Genomic DNA, 15,179 nt, shown 5'->3' with positions numbered 1-15,179 from the left:
ATGCAGTTATTACTTATCCATTCAGATTATATTGAATATGAGGTAAAAAAGAGCACTCCTGTAGCTGAAAAGATCGAGGAGTCCTTCAAGCAGGGACGTCTTGAGGAAGCACTTACGGCATTCATGGCCGTTGAGAGCTTCGATGAGGCTGATCAGCAGCAGGTAGTTGAACGTGCTGTTGCTGAAATAGAGAAGGTTGCAGGGCAGGTAAAAGCTGAAAATGTGATGCTCTATCCTTATGCACACTTGAGCTCCGACCTTTCCTCTCCGAAGGTGGCGGTCTCTGTTCTCAAGAGCATCGAAAAAGAACTTTCTGGCAAGTACAATGTCATGAGAGCTCCATTTGGCTGGTATAAAGCATTCAGTATCAGCTGTAAGGGTCATCCGCTCTCCGAACTTTCCCGTACTATCAGGCCGGAAGAGTCTGCAACCTGTGGTGAAGCAGTTGTAGTTGAAGAGAAGAAGGATGAGGTAGTTTCTGAAGCACTGAAAGCAGAAAGCACTGCAAAGTCCTACTGGCGCATCCTCACTCCTGATGGTGAGCTTCATGAAGCAGAAGGGTTTGATTTTACCGGCTACGACAATCTCAGGAAGTTCGTGGATTATGAGATCACCAAGAACCGGAACATTGACAAGGCACCACCACATGTGGAGCTGATGCGCAGGCTTGAGATCGCAGATTATGAGCCTGGTTCAGATTCCGGTAATATGCGCTATTATCCTAAGGGAAGGCTGATGAAGTCACTTATTGAGAATTTTGTTCTCGATGAGTCTGCAAAGATCGGTGCAATGGAGGTAGAAACCCCATTGATGTATGACATGAACCATCCGACTTTGAAGAAGTATCTTGACAGGTTCCCTGCACGTCAGTATTCCATTGAGTCTGACAAACGTCACATGTTCCTCAGGTTTGCTGCCTGTTTCGGTCAGTTCCTGATGAACCATGATATGACCATTTCTTACCGCCATCTTCCTCTTAAGATGATGGAGCTTACCAGATACAGTTTCAGGAAGGAACAGCGTGGTGAGCTTGTGGGTCTTCGAAGGCTGCGTGCTTTCACAATGCCGGATATGCACACATTGTGTCCGGACATGGAAGGTGCCGTGTCCCAGTTCGGTGAGCAGTACAGTATGTGTATTGATACATTGAACAGGATCGGTATCGATGTAAGTGACTTTGAAGTTGCTATTCGCTTTACACGTGACTTTTACGAAGGCAATAGGGACTTTATCACAGAACTTGCAAGAAAGGTTGACAAGCCTGTACTTGTGGAAATGTGGGATACAAGGTTCTTCTATTTCGTCCTTAAGTTCGAGTTCAATTTCGTGGATGCCATCGAAAAGGCAAGTGCATTGTCTACTGTACAGATCGATGTGGAGAACGCAGAGCGCTATGATATAAATTACATTGATTCCAATGGTGAGACGCAACGTCCTGTTGTTCTTCACTGTTCTCCAAGCGGAGCAATTGAGAGGTGTATATATGCCCTCCTTGAAAAAGCCGCAATGGATGCAGAAGCTGGCAAAGTTCCAAATTTACCTGTGTGGGTGTCTCCGACACAGGTCCGTGTCATCCCTATTGCTGAAAGGCATATGGAATTTGCCAATCAGGTTGCCGATGCTCTTCAGTGTCGTGTGGATATTGATGACCGCGAGGAAACCGTGGGTAAGAAGATACGCGATGCAGGCCGTGAATGGATTCCATATGTGGCGGTTATTGGTGATTCTGAAGTGGAAAGCGGCAAGGTCAATGTGACCATTCGTGCTGAGTCTGAACCAAAGAAGCCAAAGAAAGTCGAAATGACTGCTGATGAGCTTAATGGAAGGGTTCTGTCCGAGATAGGCGATATGCCATACCGCAGTTTACCTCTTGCAAAGTTGCTTTCCATGAGGCCAAAGTTCCTCTAAGATAGTAATTGAAGTGAGTTCATGTCAGAAAATAATGAGAATGCCTGTGCGGAGATGTATGTCTCCGGCAGGGTTCAGGGTGTATACTTCAGGAGCTTCACTCAGAAAGTAGCTACCGGATTAGGTCTGGTCGGCTATGCCCAGAATTTGCCAGATGGTCGTGTAAGGGTTATTGCTCAGGGTAAAAGATCTCTTATATTAGAGCTATTGGATAATCTGCGCATCGGTCCTGAACTTTCCAATGTTGAAGGCATCGAAGTTATGTGGATCGATACTTATGATGAACTCTCCGAATTCGTTATTAAAAGATAATCTGCTTCTTGCTAGTTCTAGACAGTTGGTACTGTCTGGCATGTCTTCTTTTTATTAATTTATGCCAGGCAATTAATCCACTTCAGTGTTTTGTCTCTTCAAAAATTTCGTATTCTGTCTCAGCGAGCTTCTTTTCAATTTCTTCAATATCGAGGATCTCTTTTAACTCTGCCAGACAATCCAGGCAAATGTGGGTGTGTCCGACAATTCGGCCTTCTGCGACCTCTTTCCCATATTCTCCTTCGACTCCTGCTTCTGTACAAGCTTTTCCACAAAAGATACAACTCATATATACCACTCCTTGATGGATTGGTCGATATCTCCATCTGTATAAAGTTTAATTATCATTTCTATATAATATTATCCGATGTGTGTGGAATGATGAGTTCTCATTTTAATGGCATGATTATTAAATGTTTGAGTTCTAATATTCTATATTAATGTCAGATCATGAACAGAATGCAAATATGCCAGTGGGCAGGCCCCATCTGAAAGCTCCTCTTTTTGTATATCAACGAAAACTTGAACTGATCGAGGAACTTCTTGAAGAAATGCTGGATCATTCAAATAATGGTGATCTTATTGTTGTTGAAGGAAAAAGAGATGTTATCTCTTTGAGAAAACTGGGTTTTCAGGGGGATATTGAACTTGCAACTCACCGGCCTCTGACGGAAGTTTCTGCCAGGATCGTTGATACTGGTAAAAAGGTTATGGTCCTGACTGACTGGGACCGTCGTGGTGACTTGCTAGCATCAAAGATATCGGAAGACCTCCGGTATTTTGGTATTGATGTAGATATGAACATGCGTGAACGCTTGAGTTCAATGGTAAAAAAAGAGATTAAAGATGTGGAAAGCCTTTATTCCTATGTTGCAAAATTGAGGAAGATCGCAGGCAGTTCACATCAGGCTGTGTAAGCAGTTTGATCGGAAATTGTGCAGGCAGAATCAATGGAGGTTGTTCTTCCGCATTTCTGACAATAGTACATGGCGTTATCGCCAATTCTCATTATCTTCAGATCAATATCACACAAGTGACATTTTAAGGTAATTTCCAAGATCTCACCTCATTCAAGAATTGTAATTGAGTCGAGTCTTGCAGTTCCTGCTTCTGTCCAGTATTTACAGACATTGCAAACCTGTATGTTTTCCCCTTTCAATTCCAATCTTGAACTACATTTTGGACATTTGTGTAATGTTTTCATGCTACGTCTTCCCCTAATTTCTAATATATTTCACATCGCAGGATATGATCTACAAAGATTTCTCTAAATTTTGTGTTGAGTTTCCCACTCCCCAAACACGCTCATACCTCTTATGATGTCGAAATTGACTTTATACCCCAACTTTCTGGTGGGGCAGTAAACCTATATAATCATCTCATCAGTATTTATAATTTTCGGCAAATTGATGTTTTGGCCACTTTTGCCTTTGCAAAATAGCTTAAAAAAGATGATATGTAGGTATGCTTCATATATGACATGGATAACTTTTTTCACATTTTGTGAATTGATGACTGTCACAGGCAATTCACATCAAGCGGTATAAGCAATTTGATCGGAAACACTGCATGCAGAGTCAATTGGTGTCGTTCTTCCACATTTCGGACAATAGTACATTGCTTTGTCCCCAATCCTCATGATCTTCGGGTCCACATCACACATATGGCATTTTAAAGCAATTTTCAAGTCTTCTCCTCACTCAAGAATTGTAATTGAGTCGAGTCTTACAGTTCCTGCTTCTGTCCAGTATTTACAGACATTGCAAACCTGTATGTTTTCCCCTTTCAATTCCAATCTTGAACTACATTTTGGACATTTGTGTAATGTTCTCATTTTACGTTTTCCCCTAATTTCAATTAATTTCACATCGCAGGATGTAATTTACAAAGATTACTCTAAGTGTTGTGTTGAGTTTCCCACTCCCCTAACACGTCCTTATTCCTTCTGATGCTGAAATTTATATCGTGCCCCACATTTCTGGTCGGACAGTAAACCTATATAATCATCTCATCAATATTTATAATTTTTGGCAAATTGATGTTTTGGTCACTTTTGCCTTTACCAAATAGCTTAAAAAACATGTATGAATAAGTAAGCATCATGTACGACGTGGTTATTGTAAGATATGGCGAATTGGCTCTCAAGAGTCCGGGCGTCAGGAATCTGTATGAAAGGGTCCTGGTTCGCAACCTTGAAGCCATGCTGAAGCAGGAGGATGTATCTTTCTCCAGGGTTTACAGGGAATGGGGCCGTATTTTTATCGAATCAGATGATCCCGGTGCTGCAAAGGCAGCTGCGGATGTTTTCGGAGTAGTATCAACATCTTCTGCTGTAAAGGTCGAAGCTGATATTGATGCTGCTGCAAAGTTGTGTGCCGACATTGGTGCTGATCTGATCAAAGATGGTGAATCATTCGGCATCCGTGCACGCCGCTCGGGTAAAGAGGGTCTTTCATCCACTGATATTGGACGCCTTTGCGGAGATGCGGTCTGGGCTCGTCTGGAATCTCTTGGAAGGACTCCGAAAGTGGATCTTTCCAACCCTGATCGTGAGATCTTCGTTGAAATGAGGCAGAACAAGGCATATGTATTTACTGACATCGTGAAAGGTGTGGGTGGATTACCTCTTGGTACTCAGGGCAAAATGATCGTTCTAATGTCTGGTGGAATCGATTCTCCGGTAGCAGCCTGGCTTATGATGAGGCGTGGTGTAAAAATAATACCGGTTTATGCCAACAATAATCCATTTGCTGAAGATAGTGCCCTTGAAAGGGCAATCAAATGTGTGGAAGTATTAAAGAGGTGGTCGCCTGCAGATGACCTCAAGATGTATGAAGTTCCGCATGGCAAGAATCTTGACACATTCATTAACAACTGCAATGAGAAGAATACCTGTCTTCTGTGCAAACGTACTATGTATCGCATGGCATATAAAATCATGAAAAAAGAAGGTGCTGATGGTATTGTTACTGGCTCTTCCATTGGGCAGGTCGCTTCACAGACAGCTGCTAACATGCATGCTGAGATATATGGACTTGGTATACCCCTTTATCATCCTTTGATCGGACTTGATAAGACTGAGATCATTGACCTTGCAAGGCGTATAGGTACCTATGATATTTCCATTATGCCGACATCCGGATGTGGTGCAGTTCCTGACAGGCCGGAGATCAATGCTGCATTCGATCTGATGGTCAGAGAAGAGGAAAAGCTGAACATTGAAGAAATGGTGGAGGACTCGGTCACTAACGCAAGATCATTTTTCGTAGGTAATGAGTGATGTTTTTTTATTTCATCACTCCTTCTTTTTTGACAGTGGCTTTACAGTGGATCTTTGGTAGCTTTACAGTATCTTGATGGTGGCTGTATATGTGCATATGATGTTTTCTTCGATGTATTCTAATAGATGTGCAAAATACTCCTGTGAGTCTTCTTTTTCAATAGTTCGTTATTATTTTTTCAACTTCATCTTTAAAGTACCTCCGAGTTCTTGTGACTGCTATACAAACTCATAATGCGGTCTTGAAATATGCTGAACTTGAGGATATCAAGGCAAGACTGAAACTGCTCGAGGCGGCATGTGGGGACATTAGTATCGTTGAGATCATCAAGCTCTCTCATTCCAGGCATCATTAAGCTTAACTCTTTTAGTAAAATCCTTAACGCTTATCGTTATCTACCTATCTTTTAGAGATATACTATAGCTATTTCGAGTTCGGATGTAATTTTAGAGATTTTGAGTACAAATTATTTTCGTAGTTTAAAGAATAGGAACATGCCTAACATTGATGCTACCACTATGAAAAGAAGACTTTTTCCGAAATTTGGATTTTTCGGTTCATTGATTACTGAATTAGGTACATCATCAACTGACGTATGATTTTCATTTACATCATCTTCAGATGGTAACCCTTCTACAACTTGCGGTTTTAGTTCCTCAGTCCCAACAATGGCAAAAGGTGAGAAGCATTCAGGGCTTGACTGATAATATGCGTATCCATCAAGAATTTCTATCAATTCAGTAGACACCGGTTCCCATACATTGCTGGTTTCATCATAATGCATAAAGGCCAGTTTTTCCGGATCAAGATTATTATCTTCGATCCAGGAGGAAGCAACCTTGAACTTCAAAGATGCATCTATTATATTTTCAGGTCTTGAAAAACCAGTATAACCCATCCAGATATTAATATTCTTGTATACGATGCCTTCAGGGGGTTTCGATGCCGATGCAGATGTATGTTCTAATATTTCGATAGTTACCGGCACATCACTAGAAGTAATGCCAGATGTAAAATCAATATATGTTATCGGGTTCTGAGGTTCTTTGAAATTGAATTCTACAGGCATGCCACTGACAGCTCTGGAATTGGCATGTTCCGAAGCTACAACGTTATTTGCAGCCACATCAGGACTTATTCCAATACTACCACCACCGGAACTTCCCCCACTGCTTCCGGAAGAAGTGGAAGCGCCAGCAAGATTTATTGTCTTGCTTTCACCATCGATGGTCAACGTGAAATCACCTGCCGGTATCGAACTGGTGGAGTAAGAATATTCATAGTAACCATCTTCAACATCAATACTGCTTGATGCAGTAATAGTGATATCGACAGATTTTTCCCCCGATTGTGCCTGCCCTCTTAGTTTTATAGGATACGTGCCCTCGGGTACACCTGACATTGAATAGGAAGCAACTCCATCTGTAGCCTGTGGATGAGCTGCAGTTACCCATAAGACGAACTTAACTTTAACCTCAAGATCATCAACGCCAACTGCCTTCACATGGAAACTGTTCGGACCCTCCGGAATTTCTACCTTCCCGGCATCATAAAGATAAGTTCCATCGTTTACCGGTACAACCGAAGTAAAAACAACTTTAGCAGGGACTGATCCTGCCTTATCCGTATATCCACTTACAGTGATCTTGTCGCCAACTGACGGGCTTGAAGGGGAAACTTCAAAAGCACCTGCAATAGGAACTAGCAAACAGATAAGTAAAACTGCAAAGAATAAAAGGCCTGACTGAAATATCTTTTTTGTCAAATATACCACCGTACCGACATCTGAATATTTATGTAAGTTCGTTCATTGTAACAGATATTGTACTATACATAAATGTTTCTGGTATATGCACAAATAATGCCTACAGTTTTTGTGTCGGTTACAAACCTATATGGGGCTATCCAAAAGGAGCTCAAAAATAGAATAAGTCGTCTGATATAAATAAAATGGTAATATCTAAATGCCATCAAAGGCTGGATGTTGCATAACTCATTTCAAGCATATTTATAAATCATGTCACCTCTTTAGGAACGCACCAAAACATAAACAAATGAGAAATAATAATGCCCAACAGGAATAAAATCCCCTCCGATATTCAGGTCGTCATCGCACTTGTCCTGCTTACCTGTATATTCATAACTGTCCCCGATTTGAGCCACACACCAATACGAACGGTTCTCGGGCTTCCAATGGTGTTGTTCTTACCGGGTTATGCATTGATAGCAGCACTTTTTCCATCCAGGGATGACCTGGACGGGATCGAGAGACTGGCTCTTAGTTTTGGTCTGAGTATTGCAGTAGTTCCACTCATTGGCCTTGCGCTCAACTATACGCCATGGGGGATCAGACTTTTACCCATATTGATATCACTTTCAGCCTTTACGATCCTTATGTGTGCAGTAGCAGTGCTCAGGAGGGGATCCCTTCCTGTGGATGATAAGTTTAGTGTACCTTTTTCCTCGGCATATGCTTCAATAAAAGAAGAGGTCTCGGGGAAACCGGAGAACAAACTTGACAGGATCCTGACAATTCTTCTGGTAATCTCAATATTAGCTTCAGTAGTAACCCTTGCATACGTAGTTGTCACACCAAAAGAAGGCGAAAAGTTCACTGAATTCTACGTCCTCGGACCTGAGGGAATGGCAGATGGCTATCCTACGGAACTCCGGAATGGTCAGAGTGGTAACGTAATAATTGGCATCGTAAACCATGAATATGCAGATACGGAATATTCCATAGAGCTGGTCCTGGGGAATAATTCAATTCCCATGGGGCAGGAATTGCAACATATAACCCTTCAACACAATCAAACCTGGGAAAAAGAGGTAACTTTTACGCCTGAGTCTGTTGGAGATGATATGAAACTGCAATTCCTTCTCTACAAAGACAATAACATGACTGAGCCATATCGAGATCTTCATTTATGGATCGATGTAGGGGAGTCCTGAAATGGAGGCAGGAACTGAAGTTGGAGATATTGTCGTGGAAAACGATTTTTTTAGCAAAATAAGGGGAATTGACCAATCCCGAATTGACCTCCTTGCTATAGCCATTCCTTCATTAATGATAATAATTGCAGAGATGTCATTGTTTGCTGGCAGGACAAAGCTTGCGATGTGGATGCATTTGATCCTGCTGATATTTTTAACTTTGTCTACAATGGTATTTGATGACAGGAACAGGAAACATATATTGCGTGCATTTATTCTCCTTTCACTGCTAAGGATACTGAATCTGTCAATGCCCGTGTTCTTTGAAATGACACTTTATTCCTATGCATTTATCTATGCACCACTGATAATTTCGACATATGTTGTTGTAAAGGACCAGGAACTCTCATATTCAGATATTGGAATTACCAGAAATATAAGGTACTATGAACTGCCTGTTGCATTGATCGCAAGTGTTGTGATCGCAGTAGGAGAATTCTTAATCATCAAACCCGGTTACCTGATTCCGGACCTTTCAGTATTTAACTTGCTCAAGTTATCCATAATAATGATCTTTTTCGTCGGTCTGGTTGAAGAACTCGTATTCAGGTCAATCCTTCAGACAAAACTTGAAGAAATGATTGGCAAGTACCAGGGACTTATACTTGCAAGTATCCTTTTCGGCTTTATGCACTCCGGATATGGTACCTTCCATGAGATAGCATTCACTGCTTTTGCAGGATTTATAATGGGTGGAATATACATAATAAGAAGGGATCTGTTACTCGTGACGATGGTACACGGATTTGTGAACATCCTGCTCTTTGGAATATTGCCTCATATGGTGCAACATTGAAGTGGGAAAATAATAAAAATAGAAAGTAGGTAAAGGAAAGGGCTTTACCGTTAATTTGACAGTAATTTAAATTATTTCTGCAACCTTGAAGATCACAATTCCTGCAAAGGCTAGAAGTAACGGGAATATGCCTATATTAAGAGAAGCACATACTGATTTTTTCCAGTATTTTGAAGCAGACAGAATCTCTTTTGCAGACAATAGGAATATAAGCGCGATAACTGCAAGTACGCCATATTCCGGCAATCCTATACCGGTTGTCATTGATATTGCAGCGGATGATGCAGCGCTTGAAGCCGCAGATGATACCGCGCTAGTAGTTGAAATTATGCTAGTCAGCATTTTACACACATTCTCCTTTGATTATTATATGTAATTGTAGTATATTATAAAAACTTTATGAATTTAACATTTGCTTTTAGAAGTCAAACCAGTAATTTAAGTTCAACCTATATCTAAAACAGGTCAAAGGAAATGGTTTCCTTTGACTCATTTATTCTTACTTAGTTTAGTAACCCCCTGAATGCTATCATCACCATTTACTATCTGGCAAATTTCTGAAGTCTTTCGTCTCCTCGTCTTCTTGTTCAGTATCATCTAACTGGACTTCATATTCCTCACCAGTAGATGTTGTCTCAGCAGATTCCCCTGATATTTTCTTAGTAGTAGAGGTTGACCATCCGTCATCTGAGAAATTTCTGGACTTTTTCATCTTTTTGATATTCTGTTCAGTATCAACTGGCCGGACTTCATTTTCCTCAGCAGGAGATATTGTTTTGGCAGGGTGACCTAATATTTCCTCAGCAGTAGGTATTGTTTCAGCGGGCTGATCTGATACTTCATCAACAGAAGGTATTGTTTCAGCAGGCTGACCTGATGTTTCCTCAGCATTTGTGCTATCTGAAGCAGTTTCAGAAACATCACCCTCTGCATTTTGCATATCCTCCGGGAGATCATCAGTTCTGATATCTGCATTCTCTTCATTCTTTTTAGCTGTTGCATACGTGGCGTATATAAGCCCAAAAAACATGAGCACTCCTAGTACAAAGAACAGCTCTTTTAGTCCTAAACCGGATTTTCCGTCAGACACGGTTGCATTCATATATTCTCCTGATGGTTCAGTGATAATAAGAGTGCTGGAATCTTCTTCTATTGAGCCAGTATTGTCTGTTACCACACTATCAGCAACATCAGCTGCAATAGCAAATGGTGAGAATCCCGGAGTTTCCGCTTCGAAGTAGATGTATGATCCATCTTCTCCAACCTTCTCTGTATTGAGAGCATTCCATTTTCCTTCACTGTGGTGATAGATTGCTATTGAATTTTCATCAATTCCATTCTCTGTCAACCAATCTTTTGCTACACGGAAGCCTATTACAGGATCAGCAATGTTATCTTCTGTAGCAAATCCTGCTTTTCCAACCCATATGTTCATGTTCTGGTAAACAAGTCCCGGAGCACTTTCATCGACCATCGATGATCTGTTCTTAAGCACTTCGATGGTTGTTGAAACTCTTCCGCTATTCCTGAGTGCAGAGAAATTGATGTATTGAATTGCATTCTGTCCATCATCGAAGAAATAACTAATTGTAAGTCCACCTACAATGTTTTCTGTTTTCACATCCTTAAATGCGATGTTTTCGAAAGCTTCACCGCTTGCTCCGCTTCCACCGCCACCACTTGATCCGGAGGACTTCTTGCTATCGTCTTCAGGCGGCACCTCTTCTTCTTCAGCTTCACCAATAGCATATGTCGAAAAGTGTGTTACATTTGCCCAGAGAATATTGTTCACAGTATCCCTTCCTGCATCAAGACAGAAAGATGGTTCACCAGCCCCTACCAGAGGAACCCATTCAGATGAATCTTCATCGTACCAGTATATGAAGAGATCAGTCTCATTGATATCACCAAGAGCATCCTCATCATAATCTATGCTTATGTTCGCGTGAGAAAGTACATCTTTGATGTTCTCACTTTCCTCGAAAGTAACATAGACACCAACATCAGAGAATGATGATGTTTCGACATCACTTGGCGGAACAAATGTCTTTTGGACCTTCAATTCCCCTCCAACAAAGCTGCTGTTAACACCAAGGCTTACAGACATTTCAGAATCTTCAAGACCGACATCTATGGAATCATTGGCAACCCCAGCAAGATCGTTAGCAGTTGCACTGGAAGCGATCAAAAGCTCATCAGTATATATTCCATCAGGATATTTTGCAGGATCAATATCATAATCCCTATCATCAAGAGTAATGGTTCCATAATATATCTTGTTTTCAACGATACTGGCGTCTATTAGAACCATATCCCGAATAACAGAACTCTCGATGGTACTGTTACCTATACTGGAATCCTTTATCTCAGAATCGCTCAATACAGATCCGTTTATGAAAGAATTATAGATCGATGAATTGTGGACTTCAGAACCAACGATACTGGAAGTGGAATCTACATAACTCTTGATTATGTTATCTTCCTGAACCTCGACCACCCTGGTAGTATATTTAACAGAATCCCTTGCATTTGCGGATCCCACCTTAACCTCAAACGAATAGTCTCCTGCAGAGGATGGTGGAGTATGCGTCAGGACCACTGTTCCTGAATCACCGGTTGAACCACTGGGTTCGAGGAGAAGGTATGAAACATCTGATATCGCATTATCACCTAATATGGTCACTGAGAAATTATCCTGCGTATTTCCAAGGTTCTTGACGCTCATCAAGTGGATAGCATCCTTGCCAGGGGAAATACTTTGCAATAAAGCATCTGCTTTAGCTGAAACACCGAACACATCATCTTCAAGATAAAGGGTTGTTACTGAAACAGACCTGTTCTTCAGCGGGCTGTCAGAAACTTCTGCTTTGACCAGTGCTTCGATACTTCTCTCCTGAGAGATAGTACTGTTAAAGATCATATCTACCGTAGACGATCCGCCAACATCCAGATCGTTTATAGTTGACGTTACAAGTTCTGCAGTTGTGTCTGATGAACTCTGTGCAATGCTGATATCATAATCGTGCACATTGGTACCTGTGTTTGTCACAGTTATCCTATAAAGAGAGGAATTACCAAGTCCAACGGCTTGTGAAGCAGGGTTTGCACTTATCGACAGGGCAGGAACCACTGTTATGGAAGGTGCCTTACCTATAGTTTCTGAAGACTGCTGTGAAGTTACATCCACCCTTAGAGGATAAGTATCATAGTCAGGAAGACCAGAAACATCCATAATAATGTCTCCGGACTCTCCTGCTTCCAGGAAGAGAGAATCTTTATCGAGACTTACATAAGGAGATACGGAAGAAACGTTGTAATCATCAGCTCTGTTACCCTTATTCTTTATGGAAAGGACAAAGTACGCATCATCCGTCCTCTCCATCGTCTTTGATAATGAATCCATTGACAAGTCGAAAGCATAAACCGGCTCTTCAATTATGCGAAGGTTGAGTGTTACAGAACTTTCAGCACTTGCATCATTGTCAGACACCACAGTAATGGTGGAATTGTAGAGACCTACATCTGCACCTTCGAGTGTCACTTCAACATCCTCACTGGCTCCGCTTTCAAGATCAACTATTGTTGATGTTGCAATATCAATGGTTCCATTTGATATCGCACTGATGGTGAAGTCGTCTGCAGAATTTCCAATGTTCTTCACCGTAAGGGTACATGTCAAGGCACCATATGGAATAGATACACTATCGTAAAGGTCAGAAGTTAGTATTACCCCTCGTTCCAGAACTTTTGTAGTGGTCTTGACCGATACTGCAGAAGAGTTCTGTGACATTGCAATGAAGGTTACATCATAGGTACCAGGTGATGAGGATACGGTCAGTTTCCTGACAGCTTTCTCACCGGCTTGCAGTGACACATCAGAATCATCATCAAGAATTGCACTATCAGCCATCGGATTGACCAATATGATATCATAGGTGTCCTGAACATTACCTGTATTAGTGATCGTTATATTGTAGACAGCATCTTCACCATCTCCTATAGATGAACTGCTGATGTCACTGGAAACAGATACATCATACACAGGCTCCTGTGATATGTCAGTTACAACATTGAAGGTCCTTGATATGGACGCATCATCCTGGTCTTCAATAAGAACTTCGGAAGGATATTTGCCTGGAGAAGCACTGCTGACATTATATGTGAATGAAGTGGAAGTCCCAGGAAGTAACGTCACTGATGGAACACTCAAACTATCATCAGCACTACTTGTAGCACTAATAACGAAAGTATGAGTAGCAACACCAACATTCTCTACATTGAATGTGTATGTTGCATCGTTGTTAGTATGAACCGCTTTCTTTGTGGAATCAACGCTTGCAGCGAGTGGGTCAATGAAAGATGTCTTCAAAGTGATTGAGTCCTGATCATCCCCGCTGGAAGCTGTAATCATGACAGGGATCTGGGAACCTACACCCTCACTTCTGACAGAGAGTGGGACCGTTGTTGAACTGCTCGGACCCAATGATACGGAATTCGTTCCAAGATCAGTTATCAGGTCATCCGGAGCTACCAGGCTTAGAGAAATATCCCTTGCGTTGTCCTTCTTGTTCCAAACAGTGATCGTATAGTCTACTGTTGTATTCTTCTCTGCAGTTTCTGAAAGCTTGTCTGATGTAAGTTCCACATGTTCATTGAAGAGGGTTACCATCTTCTCATCAAATCCCATAATGTTTCCGTCGGACATTGCATATGTTAAAACGATGTAATTTCCGGAGGACAACTGGAATGTATCAAAAGCAGTGGATGAAGTGTTCGAAGTTGAAGGGGTTGAAATTAATGAAGAATCATCACTGCTGAATATTCCTTCAAAATTCTCATTGACATAAGATGTATCGATTGTCGGTAGACCAAGGTCCATTATTTCGGTTGCACCGAGAACAGGATATCCGTTAATGGAACTGTTAAGACCTGTTGTTGTACCGTTGAAGTTTACCCTGACATCTGCCTCATATTCGCTTTCCTTTATGAGTATTGTGTTATATGTGTAACTGCCTGAAGGAGCACCTAGCAGATGGTTATTAACAGTAAGCGTGGAACCATCTTTTAAGATGCTTACATCAAGATCGTGATCAAGAACCTCAAATGCAGTAAATGAAAGCAGAACGTTCTCTTCGGTAATATCGTCAGCTATCATAAGTACGATACAATAGGTACCTGCATCCAGCGGACCAAAATTGTATGATAGGTCCCCATTTGCATCAAGTTCCTCAGAAAAGGAGACTGTTGGATCGGAGAATTTATCGTACAGAACATCCACATTCATTTCAAGTTCCGAGATGCTGCTTTCCAGAAGATATACATCCACAGTATCGCCAGCAAAATACGAGGAACCCTTGAAATCAAATGTAACATCGTTCATGCCGGAAACATTGGTGTACATCTGGTGAGTATCATATGGATAAGTAATAACATGGTCAGTAAAGTTGTCAACGTTCAAATATACACTAATATCTCTACTGCTTGTGGTTATCTCTTTAGAATTAATACCATTATACGTAAATGTCAGCGGATACGGTAAAGAGAATGATGAACCGCCGCTTAAACCTATCCAATTACCTTCTGTAAGGGAATTTGTATGATCTGCAAAACTTACATTGGTTTCTCCGATGCTGACCTGCATTATGAACTCATCGTTCATAGTACCTGCAGAAGCTGTTAGGAAGCACATCAAAGTAAGTATCACAGATAGAAACAAGATACATCTGACCATTGATTTGAACATTACATCACCATATTGATTGATTTATTGATTAATTTTATTTGAATTACTGGAAAACTCAGGGAACTATACAATCTTTTATATTTTTGTTCATTAGATGTTTTCTTTGTAATTAATAGTTGCTATTAAAAGCGAAATTGTGAAATAT

Annotated in this window: 14 protein-coding genes; 7 read left to right on the top strand and 7 right to left on the bottom strand. The window is 41.1% G+C overall.

The genetic code is table 11. The features are described 5' to 3' along the window. Both LI82_RS09710 and LI82_RS09705 read left to right on the top strand, forming a co-directional pair. A complete protein-coding gene (locus LI82_RS09710) occupies positions 1–1,908 on the top strand; it encodes a threonine--tRNA ligase (RefSeq protein WP_048195359.1) in 1,908 nt (635 codons plus the stop codon). A gap of 21 nt (positions 1,909–1,929) precedes the next feature. Next, positions 1,930–2,220: an acylphosphatase gene (locus LI82_RS09705; protein WP_048195357.1), complete on the top strand. Its 291-nt coding sequence runs from the start codon at positions 1,930–1,932 to the stop codon at positions 2,218–2,220. An 82-nt stretch (positions 2,221–2,302) separates the two neighbouring features. Here LI82_RS09705 and LI82_RS09700 read toward each other — a convergent pair whose 3' ends face one another. Continuing rightward, complete coding sequence (locus LI82_RS09700; protein WP_048195355.1) at positions 2,303–2,509, bottom strand: hypothetical protein; 207 nt, start codon at positions 2,507–2,509, stop codon at positions 2,303–2,305. A 151-nt stretch (positions 2,510–2,660) separates the two neighbouring features. Between LI82_RS09700 and LI82_RS09695 the strand changes: the two genes are divergently transcribed. Continuing rightward, positions 2,661–3,137 (top strand): toprim domain-containing protein, encoded by a 477-nt coding sequence (locus LI82_RS09695; RefSeq protein ID WP_236622725.1) that lies wholly within the window; start codon positions 2,661–2,663, stop codon positions 3,135–3,137. Positions 3,138–3,286: 149 nt separating this feature from the next. Here LI82_RS09695 and LI82_RS13235 read toward each other — a convergent pair whose 3' ends face one another. From LI82_RS13235 to LI82_RS13230, 3 genes are all read right to left on the bottom strand, one after another. After that, positions 3,287–3,424, bottom strand: a complete 138-nt coding sequence (locus LI82_RS13235; RefSeq protein ID WP_167879472.1) for a hypothetical protein — start codon at positions 3,422–3,424, stop codon at positions 3,287–3,289. A 330-nt stretch (positions 3,425–3,754) separates the two neighbouring features. After that, positions 3,755–3,907 (bottom strand): hypothetical protein, encoded by a 153-nt coding sequence (locus LI82_RS13150; protein ID WP_160174975.1) that lies wholly within the window; start codon positions 3,905–3,907, stop codon positions 3,755–3,757. 9 nt (positions 3,908–3,916) lie between these two features. Continuing rightward, positions 3,917–4,054 carry a hypothetical protein gene (locus tag LI82_RS13230; protein WP_167879764.1) on the bottom strand — a complete coding sequence of 46 codons (138 nt, stop codon included), beginning with the start codon at positions 4,052–4,054 and terminating at the stop codon, positions 3,917–3,919. A gap of 267 nt (positions 4,055–4,321) precedes the next feature. On the opposite strand from LI82_RS13230, the gene thiI reads away from it, so the two are divergent. After that, complete coding sequence (gene thiI, locus LI82_RS09690) at positions 4,322–5,500, top strand: tRNA uracil 4-sulfurtransferase ThiI (protein ID WP_048195353.1); 1,179 nt, start codon at positions 4,322–4,324, stop codon at positions 5,498–5,500. A 212-nt stretch (positions 5,501–5,712) separates the two neighbouring features. Beyond that, complete coding sequence (locus tag LI82_RS13145; RefSeq protein ID WP_160174974.1) at positions 5,713–5,856, top strand: hypothetical protein; 144 nt, start codon at positions 5,713–5,715, stop codon at positions 5,854–5,856. Positions 5,857–5,967: 111 nt separating this feature from the next. On the opposite strand, the gene LI82_RS09685 is transcribed toward LI82_RS13145, so the two are convergent. Continuing rightward, positions 5,968–7,266, bottom strand: coding sequence for a PGF-pre-PGF domain-containing protein (locus LI82_RS09685; protein WP_048195351.1), 1,299 nt, complete (start codon positions 7,264–7,266; stop codon positions 5,968–5,970). A 302-nt stretch (positions 7,267–7,568) separates the two neighbouring features. Between LI82_RS09685 and LI82_RS09680 the strand changes: the two genes are divergently transcribed. Continuing rightward, complete coding sequence (locus LI82_RS09680; protein ID WP_048195349.1) at positions 7,569–8,453, top strand: DUF1616 domain-containing protein; 885 nt, start codon at positions 7,569–7,571, stop codon at positions 8,451–8,453. Between the two features lies 1 nt (position 8,454). After that, a complete protein-coding gene (locus LI82_RS09675; RefSeq protein WP_052402872.1) occupies positions 8,455–9,291 on the top strand; it encodes a CPBP family intramembrane glutamic endopeptidase in 837 nt (278 codons plus the stop codon). 66 nt (positions 9,292–9,357) lie between these two features. Here LI82_RS09675 and LI82_RS09670 read toward each other — a convergent pair whose 3' ends face one another. Beyond that, complete coding sequence (locus LI82_RS09670) at positions 9,358–9,633, bottom strand: hypothetical protein (protein WP_048195347.1); 276 nt, start codon at positions 9,631–9,633, stop codon at positions 9,358–9,360. A 190-nt stretch (positions 9,634–9,823) separates the two neighbouring features. Beyond that, positions 9,824–15,034: a TIGR04279 domain-containing protein gene (locus tag LI82_RS12555; RefSeq protein ID WP_052402871.1), complete on the bottom strand. Its 5,211-nt coding sequence runs from the start codon at positions 15,032–15,034 to the stop codon at positions 9,824–9,826. Positions 15,035–15,179: the final 145 nt, after the last annotated feature.

The organism is Methanococcoides methylutens (assembly GCF_000765475.1).
Taxonomy (GTDB): Archaea; Halobacteriota; Methanosarcinia; order Methanosarcinales; family Methanosarcinaceae; genus Methanococcoides; species Methanococcoides methylutens.
The sequence above is the reverse complement of the archived record's forward strand: the minus strand, read 5'-3'. Positions and strand labels throughout refer to the sequence as shown.

Excerpts from the sequence above, each read along its gene's own strand:
- LI82_RS09705 (WP_048195357.1), top strand. The coding sequence starts at position 1,930 with ATGTCAGAAAATAATGAGAATGCCTGTGCGGAGATGTATGTCTCCGGC.
- LI82_RS09695 (WP_236622725.1), top strand. The coding sequence starts at position 2,661 with ATGTCAGATCATGAACAGAATGCAAATATGCCAGTGGGCAGGCCCCAT.
- LI82_RS13235 (WP_167879472.1), bottom strand. The coding sequence starts at position 3,424 with ATGAAAACATTACACAAATGTCCAAAATGTAGTTCAAGATTGGAATTG.
- LI82_RS09700 (WP_048195355.1), bottom strand. The coding sequence starts at position 2,509 with ATGAGTTGTATCTTTTGTGGAAAAGCTTGTACAGAAGCAGGAGTCGAA.
- LI82_RS09670 (WP_048195347.1), bottom strand. The coding sequence starts at position 9,633 with ATGCTGACTAGCATAATTTCAACTACTAGCGCGGTATCATCTGCGGCT.
- LI82_RS09680 (WP_048195349.1), top strand. The coding sequence starts at position 7,569 with ATGCCCAACAGGAATAAAATCCCCTCCGATATTCAGGTCGTCATCGCA.
- LI82_RS12555 (WP_052402871.1), bottom strand. The coding sequence starts at position 15,034 with ATGTTCAAATCAATGGTCAGATGTATCTTGTTTCTATCTGTGATACTT.
- LI82_RS09675 (WP_052402872.1), top strand. The coding sequence starts at position 8,455 with ATGGAGGCAGGAACTGAAGTTGGAGATATTGTCGTGGAAAACGATTTT.
- thiI (WP_048195353.1), top strand. The coding sequence starts at position 4,322 with ATGTACGACGTGGTTATTGTAAGATATGGCGAATTGGCTCTCAAGAGT.
- LI82_RS13230 (WP_167879764.1), bottom strand. The coding sequence starts at position 4,054 with ATGAGAACATTACACAAATGTCCAAAATGTAGTTCAAGATTGGAATTG.
- LI82_RS09710 (WP_048195359.1), top strand. The coding sequence starts at position 1 with ATGCAGTTATTACTTATCCATTCAGATTATATTGAATATGAGGTAAAA.